This window comes from Streptacidiphilus carbonis (assembly GCF_000787775.1).
Classification (GTDB): domain Bacteria; phylum Actinomycetota; class Actinomycetes; order Streptomycetales; family Streptomycetaceae; genus Streptacidiphilus; species Streptacidiphilus carbonis.
Window position 1 is genome coordinate 115,177 of record NZ_BBPM01000011.1, and the last position, 11,338, is coordinate 126,514.

Consider the following 11,338-nt stretch of genomic DNA (forward strand, 5'->3'; position numbering starts at 1 on the left):
CCCCCCCCGCCCACCACCGCCCCGCCCACCACCGCCCCGCCCACCACCACGCCCCCGGGCGGCGACACCTGCGCCACCAAGCCCAAGCCGTCGGGCAAGGTGCTGCAGGGCTACTGGGAGAACTGGGACGGCGCCCTCAACGGCGTGCACCCCGGCTTGGGCTGGATCCCCATCACGGACAGCCGGATCGCCGAGCACGGCTACAACGTCATCAACGCCGCCTTCCCGGTGATCCTCTCCGACGGCACCGTCGAGTGGCAGGACGGCATGGACACCAATGTCAAGGTCGCCACCCCGGCTGAGATGTGCCAGGCCAAGGCGGCCGGGGCGACGATCCTGATGTCGATCGGAGGTGCCACCGCAGGAATCGACCTGAGCTCCAGCACCGTCGCCGACCGGTTCGTGGCGACCGTCGTCCCGATCCTCAAGAAGTACAACTTCGACGGGATCGACATCGATATCGAGACCGGCCTGACCGGAAGCGGCAACATCAACACGTTGTCCACCTCCCAGGCCAACCTGGAGCGCATCATCGACGGCGTGCTGTCCCAGATGCCCGCGGGCTTCGGCCTGACGATGGCCCCGGAGACCGCGTACGTCACCGGCGGAAGCGTCACCTACGGGTCGATCTGGGGTTCCTACCTGCCGATCATCAAGAAGTACGCCGACAACGGGCAACTGTGGTGGCTCAACATGCAGTACTACAACGGCAGCATGTACGGCTGCTCCGGCGACTCCTACCAGGCCGGAACCGTCCAGGGCTTCACGGCGCAGACCACCTGCCTGAACAACGGCCTGACCGTCCAGGGCACCACCGTCAAGGTGCCGTACGACAAGCAGGTGCCCGGCCTGCCGGCCCAGTCCGGCGCGGGTGGCGGCTACCTGGCCCCGAGCCTGGTCAGCCAGTCGTGGAACGCCTTCGGCGGTTCACTGAAGGGGCTGATGACCTGGTCGATCAACTGGGACGGCTCACTGGGCTGGACCTTCGGCGACAACGTCAGGTCCCTCCAGGGCCGTTGACGCACTGATCGAAACCACCCGGGTGCCGACCCGTGTGGACGACCCGGGCCCGGACCGGGCCCGGTCGTCCACACAGGCGATCGGGGCGGTACCCGTTGCTGCCTGTCCCTGCCAGGGGCAGGCTGCGGTTCCGGCGTCGGACCATACTCGGATCCATGAACGGAAAAGGACAGCTCGGGGACTTCCTGCAGGCGCGACGCTCCCAGCTGCTTCCCGAGGACGCGGGGGTGCCCACATACGGGGAGCGGCGGCGTGTGCCGGGTCTGCGGCGTGAGGAGTTGGCGCTGCTCGCGGGAGTGGGCACCTCCTACTACACGCGGTTGGAGCAGGGGCAGTCCCTGAACGCCTCGCCCGAGGTGCTGGACGCGATCGCCCGAGCCCTGCGGCTGGACGAGTCCGAGTGCCTGCACCTGCACGACCTGGCCCGGCCTGGGAAGCACCGCGGTCGGAGCCGCCGACCCGCGCCGGAGCGGGTGGCGGAGGCGACCGGCCAGTTGCTGGACGCGCTCGCGGACGTCCCGGCGGTCGTGCTCGGGCAGCGCAGTGACGTCCTGGCGTGGAACCGGCTCGGCCATGCGCTGTTCGCCGGGCACCTGGACCCGGGCGCCGCTGACCGGCCGGCCGAGCGCCCGAACATGGCGCGCCTGGTGTTCCTCGACACCCACACCCGCGACCTGTACGCGGACTGGCCGAGCAAGGCCAGGGCGGTGGTGGGGAACCTGCGCCTGGTGGCGGGGCGCCACCCGGACGACGCCGCGCTGCACGCCCTCCTGGGCGAACTGAGCGCGAAGAGCGGTGAGTTCGCCACGATGTGGGCCGACCACCACATCAAGGCCTGCGATGTCGCCACCTACACGATGCGGCATCCACTGATCGGAGAACTGGCCGTCACGCAGCAGACCCTGGGCCGGGGTCCGGACCAGAACATCGTGGTCGCCACCGCGCAGGTGGGCTCCGCGTCACACGCCGCACTGACCCTGCTCGCCCAGGCCACTGCTCCGGCCGCTGCTCCGGCCGCTGCGCCCGACACCGCGTCACCGTCGCGAAGAGCGGCCGCGGCCGGGGTCGGGGCTGGTCCCCGGCCCGGGTCCGGGCCCGGAGTCGCCTGACCCCACACCCGCACCACCATCCAACCGCTGTACCCATGACCGCACTCGTGCGTCGGCGTGCCGCTGCCGCATGCCCGAAAACAAGGAAACCGGAACCATGTTCAAGAAGCTCTCCAAGGCCGCCGTCCCGGCCGCCGTCCTGACCGCGGTCGCCCTCGCAACGACGGCTGCGGCTCCGGCGTCAGCCGGCTCCGCCTCCCTGGGCCGGGCGCGGATCGCCGCGCACTTCGACCTGCTGAAGGGTCAGCAGCCGGAGAACATCGCACTGGCCCCCGACGGCAGCGAGGACGTCACCTTCGCCGGCGCCCGCCAGGTCGCCCGGGTGACCGCCTCCGGCAGCACCCGGATCCTGGCCACGCTGCCCGAACCCGCCGACGGCGGCGTCCACACCCCGGTACTGACATTCGCCCTGACCACCGGCATCGTCCGCGCCGGCGACGGCACGCTGTACGTCCTGTATGCCACCGGTACCGCCGACCTCACCGGCCTGTGGCGGATCCGCCCCGGCGGCACCCCGCAGCGCATCGCCGCCCTGCCGGCCAACGGCCTGCCCAACGGCCTGGCCCTCGATCGGCACACCGGCACCCTCTACATCACCGACTCGGTGCTCGGCGTCATCTGGAGGGTGCCGGTCACCGGCGGCGAACCCACCATCTGGTCCGCCGCCCCCGAGTTGGCCTCCACCGGGTTCCTCGGCGCCAACGGCCTGAAGATCCACAACGGTGCGGTCTGGGCCACCAACCTGGATCGGGGCACCGTCCTGCGCATCCCCGTCCTCGCGGACGGCAGCGCCGGAACCGTCCAGACCCGGGCCACAGGCCTGCCAGGGATCGACGATTTCACCTTCACCGGCCATGGCGACCAGATCCTGGCCGCCGTCAACGGTCCCAGCGAAGTCGCGCTCATCCAGCCCGACGGCTCGCACTCCATCGTCCTGACCGCGGCAGACGGCCTGCAGAACCCCACCTCCATCGCCCTGCGCGGTGGAACCGCCTACGTCCTGAGCGCCGCCTACACCACCGGCCAGGACCCCAACCTCCTCATCGCCCACCTGCACGAGTAGCACCACGCCCGCACCGCCAGCCGGGGAGCGAACCCCGGTCGGAGCTTCCCGGGTTGCGTCGAGGATCCAGGCCCCTGAGTACATTCAGAAGGGCCGGAGCCTCGGCGCAACGCGGCAGCTGAAAGTCCGACAGGCCCCGTGCGGAGACCGTCGGGTGGTGATCGGTAAGGTCGGCGCAGCCAAGCAGCTGAGGAGTGCAGATCGTGAGACCGCCGGCAGAGCTCGACGACGTGCCGTGGCAGGCCCTGACCCACGCCTACGGTTCCGCTGAGGACGTGCCGGAGCTGATCCGATCCCTCTACCTGGGCGACGAGGAGGCGGCCGACGAGGCGATCTACGACCTCCACGGGAACATCTGGCACCAAGGCACGGTCTACCAGGCCTCGGCGCCGGCCGTCCCCTTCCTCGCCCACGCCGTCGACCACGTCTCCGCCAAACGCGCCGACCTGCTGATGCTGCTGGCTGTCCTGGGCGACCACGATCTGGAGTCCGTCCACGGACCGCACTGGCCCGACAGCCCGCTCGGTGCGGTGTGTGCGGAGCTGTGCCAGGTGCTTCCGGAGCTGCTGGGCTGCCTCGGAGACCCCGAGGGAGCTGTTCGCCGCGCCGCGCTGAGGGTGGTCGCCGCCGTCGGCGACCTGCTCCCGGAGGAGCAGCGAACCGCCGTCGCGGAACGGGTCCACGCGCTGTATGTCGGAGATCCCCTTCCGGCCGTCCGCGCTGATGCCGTGGTCTGCCTGGACCGGCTCGGTCGGGCGACGGACGCCCTGACCGACGCACTGCCCGCGATCAGGCTGGCGGCCGCCGTGGTCGCCGCGGAGCGCCTGCAGCCGCCGTACCCGGGCGAGTTGGTGGAGCTGATGGCCCAGGACGGTGCCGAACCCGATCCAGGGGGCGACAACTTCCCTTGGTCAAGGCTCCGAACGCAGGACGACATGCTCACCCGTCTGCTCGGCGCGGATCCCCGTGCCGGCCTCACCGTTGCCGCCCGCTGGATCTCCGCGGGCGATCTCGGCACACGCGGCTCCCGGCTGGCCGAAAGGACTGCGGAGACCTGGCGTGACCAGGAGCCCGCCGTCCTCGACCTGCTCCAAGCGGCCTTGCCTCAGCAACGGGAGGCCGGTGCGACCGCCGGCCGTCTGCGCGCCATAGGTCACTGGATCGAACTCCATCCCGAGCCCGATGCCGCGATCCGCGCCACACTGCTTCGGTACGCGAGCGGCGACGACGATGAGACCGCTGAGCCGGCGCTGCTGGCGCTGGTGTGCTCCCGCGACGCCCGCGCAACGGAGCTGGTGCTGCGCCGCCCCACGCCACGGCTGATCGCGGTCGCCGCCCGGCATCTCCCCGAGGCGTCCGAACTGCTGATACCGGTGATCCGCCGCGAACTGGCAGCGGGTGCCGACGGGAACGACGCCATTGCCCTGGTGCAGTCTCTGGCCCACTTCGGGTCCGCCGCTCGGCTGGCCCAGCCGGAGCTGGTGGACTGCCTTCGGACGCGGCGCGCGGCCATCGTCGCCGCTCGTCGGCTCGGGGCCAACGGCCTCTCCACGCCCGGGATCACCGACCTGCTGAGCGAGGCGACACAGGGTGCCGATCTTTCGCTGCGCTCCACCGCGGCGGTCGCGCACTACCAGCTGACGGGCGAAGCCCAGCCGGCGTTGACCACCTTCGAGGGACTGCTGTCGGGCGCGGGCCAGACCAGTTGGTACCTCAGCGCCCTGGAGCCGTTGGGAGCCGCTGCCTCTCCCTTGCTGCCGCTCATCGAGCCCATGCTCGAAGGCGGTGCCTGGACGAGGATGGCCGCGGCCGAGGCCCACCACTGGATCACCGGCTCCCCGGACCGGGCCGTCCCTGTCCTCACCGAACTCGTCGGGGCTTCCCCGGTCGGCCTCCGCGCCCTCAAGGCGCTCGCCGCCACCGGGGTGGTCCCCGAGGATCTGCGCCCGACTCTGCGGGGCTTCGCGTTCTCCCCGCGCCGCCTGCTGACCGACACCCCCGTCTCCGGCCAGGGCCACGCGGACGAAGAGCTCCGGGCGCTGGCACTGTCGTTGCTCAGCGTCCAGGACGCGTGAGCCCGGTTGCCGCGTCGGCGCGGTCCCAGGTGTTCTCGCCGCTCTGTGCGAGGACGCCGAGGAGGCCTGTTCGTGCATGATGACGCCATGAGCCATGGCGACCAGCGCTTCCACGTCATCGTGCTGTCGAACTTCGCGAGGGGCTTCGACAAGTACGCGTTCGCCTACGGAAAGGCGGGGATCCCGGAGAGCACCTATCCCGACCGGTTCCACCTGCTGACCCGTGCGGAGCTGGGCATCGGCGCCGGCAAGGCACAACGCCTGCTGGACCGTCTGTCGATTCCGGGCGACCGGCTGCTGGTGCTGGAAACCACGGTGGACCCCGACGAGTTGGTGCCCAACGTGTCGACCGGCCTCGGTATGGAGCTGCGCGAGCCTCGTATCCGGTTGTCAGCCGTCCACGAGCTCGACCAGGGAGCTGCGGAGTTCGCGCTGCGCCCGACGACCGTCGAGGACGCGATGGCCGCCTCCCTGCACCTGCACGGACCTGTACAGCGTCGCTACGCCGACATACGCCCGCGCTCGGTTTCGGTTCTGCCGGTCGCCTCCGCCTGCCAGGCCAGGTGTTCGTTCTGCTTCTCCTCGGCTTCGATCTCCAGCGATCAGCCGCCGGCTCGGGTTCCGTGGGACGCGGTCGCCTCCTGGCTGGAGCGCGCCCGTGCGGCGGGTGCCGAGCGTGCGGTGATCACGGGAGGCGGGGAGCCCACGCTCATACCGTTCGAACAGCAGCTGCGACTGGTGTCCGCCTGCTCGGCGGCCTTCCCGAAGGTCGTGCTGATCACCAATGCGCACACCCTGGCGAAGGGGCAGCACGCGGACCGGGCCGGCCGACTGGCAGCCCTGAGCGCCGCAGGCCTGAGCGTGCTGGCGGTCTCCCGGCACCACCAGGACGACGCCGTCAGCGAGCGGCTGATGATGCTGCGCACGCCGGTGGATTCCGTCATCGACACCTGGCGCGTGGAACGTGACCGCTGGCCGGGGCTGCGGATGAGGCTGATCTGCGTGCTCCAGCACGGCGGCGTGGCCGGCGCGACCGGAGTCGCCGACTACCTCTCGTGGGCCGCGGCGCTCGGTGTCGAGGAGGTCTGCTTCAAGGAGCTCTACGTCTCCACCAGCACCGAGTCGCTCTACTTCGACCGCGCCGCCAACGTCTGGAGCCGCGAGCACCAGGTTTCGCTGTCCGTGGTCACGCGGTTCGCCGAGCAGCAGGGCTTCGAACTGGCGAGCCGCCTGCCCTGGGGCGCGCCGGTCTACCACGGCAGCTGGGACGGCCGGCCGATGCGGATCGCCGCCTACACCGAGCCCAGCCTGTTCTGGGAACGAACCAGCGGGATCGCACGCAGCTGGAACGTGATGGCCGACGGACGCTGCTACGCCTCCCTGGAGGATCGGGCCAGCGAGATCCTGCCGGAAGGTGTGGCGGTATGAGGTTCGACGAGTTCCAGGAGTTCCGGCAGCAGCAGCTCAGCGCTTCCCCGTCGCTCGTGGACGCCGCCGAGACCAATGTGTACCGGGCACTTGCTCCATTGCGGCCGGAACCGCCGACCGATCTGCGTACGGTGCACCGGTGTGATCTCGCCCGTGCCTGGCTGCGGCGGTTCGACCTGCCGCAGGAGTTGTCCGGCCGCGCCATGGTCTGCCGAGGGGTCCGTCACGGGCTCGGTGTGGTGTTCCGCTGGCTGCACGCCGTACGAGCGCGGTTGTGGCTGCCCAGTGACGTGTACCCGGTCTACTTCGAGCTGGCCCGCGCCGCGGGCCTGGCGCCCGCGTCCTACCCGACGCTGCCGGAGCCGGCCTTGCCGAAGTCGCCGGCGGACGACCGGCCCGAGTACCTGCTGCTCGCCAACCCCAGCAAGCCGCTCGGCCGGTACCTGTCCGATGCCGAGTGCGCCGCGGTGATGTCATGGCTGAGGGACTCACCGCACCGCCGCTTGCTGATCGACAGCGTCTACGACCTGGGCGCCCCGTTCGCCGCCGGCACCCGTCGATTGCTGGATACCGGCCGTGCGGTCCTGCTGCATTCGGTCACCAAGGGCTGGCTGTGGCCACGCACGTTCGGCGTGGTCCTGCTGGGCGCGGGAGAGGCCGAACTCGCGGAGATGTTCCGGGCGGATCCACCGACGCAGGCTCAGCTCCGGCTCGCCGACCGGCTGCTGACGGAGCACAGCGACGTGCCCCAGCAGGTGGTCGCCGAACTGGCCGGCCGGGCTGAGCGGTTGTTCGACCGGTTGCCGGCCGAGGTTCTCGGGGCGATTCCCACGGCGAGCCGGATGTGTCCCGGGAACTACTTCTTCCCGGCGGAAATCCCGGCAGACACGCTCCGGCGCGAACACGGCCTGCTCGCCCTGCCGGTCAGCGTGTTCGGTAGGAGCAGCTGGTCCGGCTCCATCCTGAGCAGCCTCTCCGACGACTTCGGCCCTCTGACTCAGCTCATCGACACCGTTCCTGCGAAGGCGCCGGGTCAGTACGATAGGCGAGGTACCGATCGAAAATCTCCTGGCTGTCAGGAGTGAAGGTCCACTGCCGCAGAGTCCTCTGCAACTCGGACTCGGTCAGCCACCCGTGCCAGGCCACTTCACCCGGATCGGGGTCGCCGATCTCCGCAAGCACGGCATCGCACACCCCAAGCCAGTGAGGGCTGAAGCCGCCCCGGTTGAGGAACGTGAACCGAAGGCACACTGTCGCCGATGTTCCCAGCTCCTCACCGAGCTCGCGGGCAGCTGCCTGCTCATAGGATTCGCCGACTCCTGCAGCGCCCCCGACCCCGAGTTCGTAGTGCCCTGGGAAACGGGACAGCTGCTCGGCACGCCGATGGACGAGGAAGCGACCCTGCCCATCACGGCACACCACCGAGGCAATTCGGTGCAACCAGCCCTCCCGAACAGCTTCCCACCGACTGACCACCCCCAGCACACGGTCCTGAGCGTCAACGCGCTCCACGAGTTCATCCACGACGCACACGATCCCAGAACCCACTGACACCCACCCCTCGATCGCCGTTACGCCGTCCAGGTCGGGGACGAGATGGCGGTGCAGATCGCTGAAGTGGATCCGGTGCGACGTCGGATCAGCCTGTCCTGCCCCGACTGGGCAAGGTGCGACGCGGGAGCTCATGGCCTCCTCGACCGCTCCGTGTCGCGGCCCTGGTGCCGCGTGGGCAATCGCTGTTCGCGGCGGCCGTGATGCAGCAGCATGGTGCCGGAGACATCGGGGCGAGGGGGATGCGGTGGGGTTGCTGTCGGGGGCGCGCTGCCCGGTGGAGCCGGGGGAGCAGGCGTGGGTGGAGCGGAACATGCGCTGGCTGGAGGACCAGTTCGGGCGGGAGGTGATGCTGCGTCGGACGGTGGAGCCCACCGCCGAGTTCTTCCCGGGGGGCGTATGCCGGTTCGGCGGAGGATGTGCGGCGGACGGTAGCGCGCGTGTGCAAGCGGATGCGAGTGGACTACGCAGGGTTGGTGGTCGAGGTGGAGCCGTACGACGACACGGAGCGCAAGGCCTGGCTGAAGATGGGGCTGCAGTACCGGGAAGGCGGCGCGGCCGGGCACTACCGCCGGGAGAACGGACGACCGGTGATCGCGATCAGCCAGCACCTGACGGAGCGTCCGACGGCGCTCGTGGCCACGGTCGCGCACGAGCTGGGGCACGTGCTGCTGCTGGACGGCGGCCTGGTGAATCGAGAGCGCGAAGACCAGGAGGAACTGACCGACCTGCTGACGGTGCACTTCGGGCTGGGTGTCTTCAACGCCAACGCTTCCTTCGACTTCCACCGGGACGCGAGCGGCTGGTCCCGCAACCAGCTCGGCTACCTGGACGAGCGCATCTACGGCTACGCCCTGGCCCTCTACGCTGTCGCTCGCGGCGAGGCCCAGCCCCCGGCGTGGTCCCGCCACCTGGACACCAACCCCCGCGCCTACATGAAGCAGGGCCTGCGCTACCTGGCCCGGCGGGACCGGCGCTGAGGGCCTGCCGGTACCCGGCACAGGCGTCGCGGAACTGTGCGACCGCGATATACCGCTAGGAGTCGGCTGCCGCGAGGACGTCGAGGAGGCGCTTGACGGGTGTGGCCAGGCCCCAGCGGCCGGAGAGTTCGTCGAGGGCGACAGGGTCGCGGGGTGTGCGGGGGAGGGTGGGGTCGAGGTCGGGGAGGGGGATGTCGGTGGCGACCTGGACGACTTTGGGGGCGACGGCGAGGTAGGCGGTTGCTTCGGCGAGGCGGTTGCGCTGGGCGGGGGTGATCTTGGAGGTGGGGTCGGCGGCGGCGGCCTGGATGCCGGCGAGGGTGCCGTACTGGGTGATGAGCTTGGTGGCGGTCTTCTCGCCGATGCCGACGACGCCCGGGAGGCCGTCGCTGGGGTCGCCGCGCAGGACGGCGAAGTCGACGTACTCGGCTCCGGTGACGCCGTACTTCTCTGTGAGCATGGCGTTGTCGGTGAGTTGGAGCGTGCCCACGCCCTTGATCGGGTAGAGCACCCGCACCCCCCGCGCGTCGTCCACCAGTTGGAACAGGTCCCGGTCTCCGGTGACCACGTCGACCGGGCCCGGGTGGTGGGTGGCCAGGGTGCCGATGACGTCGTCGGCCTCGTAGCCGGGGACGCCGACGCGGGCGATGCCGAGGGCGTCCAGGACCGCCGCGATCACCGGGACCTGGGGGGAGAGGGTGTCCGGGACCTCCTCCTGGCCCTCGACCTCGGGCTCGGCCGCCAGCCGGTGGGTCTTGTAGGTGGGGATCAGGTCCACCCGCCACTGGGGGCGCCAGTCGGCGTCCCAGCAGGCGACCAACTGGTCGGGCCCGTGGTCGTGGACCAGCCGGGTGATGAACTCCAGCAGGCCGCGGACGGCGTTGACCGGGTGCCCGTCGGGGGAGCGGACCGAGTCGGGGACGCCGAAGAAGGCGCGGAAGTACAGGCTGGCGGTGTCCAGCAGCATCAGCCGGGGCGGGGTCGCGGACGAGGCGGACGAGGGTGCGGCGGTCATGGGTCGCATCATGCCGTACGGGTACGACAACCGCCGGTTGCCGACTCGTGTTGACAGCGCGTCGGGGGCGCATCAGGCTCGCCCCTGCTGAGCGTCACGACCTATCGCAGTTGGAGCACCGTATGGCCTGGACCATCGCCGATGTCCCCGACCAGACCGGGCGGACCGCCCTGGTCACCGGGGCCAACACCGGTCTCGGCCTGCAGACCGCCCGAGTGCTCGCCGAACGCGGCGCCACCGTCGTGCTGGCCTGTCGGAACCCCGCCAAGGCCGAGGCGGCCGCGGCGGCGATCGGGGGCCGTACCGAGCTGCTGGTGCTGGACCTGGCCTCGCTGGACTCGGTCCGTACGGCTGCGGCCGAGGTGCACCGTCGCTTCGACCGGCTCGACCTGCTGATCAACAATGCCGGGGTGATGTATCCGCCGTACCGGCGTACCGCCGACGGATTCGAGCTCCAGTTCGGCACCAATCACCTGGGCCATTTCGCGCTCACCGGCCTGCTGCTGGACCTGCTGCGCGGCACCGCGAACTCGCGGGTGGTCGTCCTCTCCAGCTTCACCCACAAGACGGCGCGCCGCGGGATCGACTTCGACGACCTGCAGTCCGAGCGCCACTACCGCCGTTCGGCCGCCTACGCCCAGTCCAAGCTGGCCAATCTGATGTTCATGTACGCCCTGCAGCGCCGGCTGGCCGATGCCGACGGCACTGTCACCGGCACCGGCGCCAACTCAGGCACCATCGCCCTCGCCGCCCACCCGGGCTACACCGCGACCGAGCTCACCCGGCACGTCCCGGCCGCGCTGCGGCCGCTGAACGCCCTGGTCGCCGCCCCGCTGGCGCAGCCCGTCGAGATGGGAGCGCTGCCCACCCTGCGCGCCGCCACCGACCCGCTCGCCATGGGCGCCCACTACTACGGCCCTGACGGCCCGTTCGAACTGCGCGGCTTCCCGGTGCTCAAGGCAGCCGCCGCGCCGGCCCACAACCGGTCCGCGCAGGAGCGGCTGTGGGCGGTGTCGGAGCAGCTCACCGGCGTCACCTACGCCTGTTGAGCACGATGTTGGGCAACCTGTTGGCCACTCCGTCGGCCCGCCGTGCGG

10 protein-coding genes are annotated in these 11,338 nt (G+C 70.7%); 8 read left to right on the plus strand and 2 right to left on the minus strand.

The annotated features are described in order from the left end of the window. The 6 genes from TR46_RS11305 to TR46_RS11330 all read left to right on the plus strand — a co-directional run. Nucleotides 1–1,020 (plus strand): chitinase (locus TR46_RS11305; RefSeq protein ID WP_042397853.1); only part of this gene is annotated, 1,020 nt, incomplete at its 5' end. Between the two features lie 155 nt (nt 1,021–1,175). Then, nucleotides 1,176–2,129 (plus strand): helix-turn-helix domain-containing protein, encoded by a 954-nt coding sequence (locus tag TR46_RS11310; RefSeq protein WP_084718288.1) that lies wholly within the window; start codon nt 1,176–1,178, stop codon nt 2,127–2,129. A 97-nt stretch (nt 2,130–2,226) separates the two neighbouring features. Continuing rightward, complete coding sequence (locus tag TR46_RS11315) at nt 2,227–3,192, plus strand: SMP-30/gluconolactonase/LRE family protein (protein ID WP_042397856.1); 966 nt, start codon at nt 2,227–2,229, stop codon at nt 3,190–3,192. A 203-nt stretch (nt 3,193–3,395) separates the two neighbouring features. After that, a complete protein-coding gene (locus TR46_RS11320; protein WP_152626413.1) occupies nt 3,396–5,267 on the plus strand; it encodes a hypothetical protein in 1,872 nt (623 codons plus the stop codon). Between the two features lie 87 nt (nt 5,268–5,354). Next, nucleotides 5,355–6,695, plus strand: coding sequence for a radical SAM family protein (locus tag TR46_RS11325; RefSeq protein WP_042397862.1), 1,341 nt, complete (start codon nt 5,355–5,357; stop codon nt 6,693–6,695). Beyond that, on the plus strand, nt 6,692–7,780 hold the full coding sequence (locus TR46_RS11330) for an aminotransferase class I/II-fold pyridoxal phosphate-dependent enzyme (protein WP_152626414.1): 1,089 nt from the start codon (nt 6,692–6,694) through the stop codon (nt 7,778–7,780). The genes TR46_RS11325 and TR46_RS11330 overlap by 4 nt, the downstream gene beginning before the upstream one ends. On the opposite strand, the gene TR46_RS39310 is transcribed toward TR46_RS11330, so the two are convergent. Beyond that, nucleotides 7,698–8,207, minus strand: a complete 510-nt coding sequence (locus TR46_RS39310; protein WP_236655300.1) for an NUDIX domain-containing protein — start codon at nt 8,205–8,207, stop codon at nt 7,698–7,700. The genes TR46_RS11330 and TR46_RS39310 overlap by 83 nt on opposite strands. A 479-nt stretch (nt 8,208–8,686) precedes the next feature. Between TR46_RS39310 and TR46_RS11335 the strand changes: the two genes are divergently transcribed. Next, nucleotides 8,687–9,226, plus strand: coding sequence for a hypothetical protein (locus tag TR46_RS11335; protein WP_161790115.1), 540 nt, complete (start codon nt 8,687–8,689; stop codon nt 9,224–9,226). 55 nt (nt 9,227–9,281) lie between these two features. Here TR46_RS11335 and TR46_RS11340 read toward each other — a convergent pair whose 3' ends face one another. Beyond that, nucleotides 9,282–10,241 carry a 5'-3' exonuclease gene (locus TR46_RS11340; protein WP_236655298.1) on the minus strand — a complete coding sequence of 320 codons (960 nt, stop codon included), beginning with the start codon at nt 10,239–10,241 and terminating at the stop codon, nt 9,282–9,284. A gap of 122 nt (nt 10,242–10,363) precedes the next feature. On the opposite strand from TR46_RS11340, the gene TR46_RS11345 reads away from it, so the two are divergent. Continuing rightward, a complete protein-coding gene (locus TR46_RS11345; RefSeq protein WP_042397866.1) occupies nt 10,364–11,290 on the plus strand; it encodes an oxidoreductase in 927 nt (308 codons plus the stop codon). The last annotated feature ends 48 nt before the right edge of the window (nt 11,291–11,338 follow it).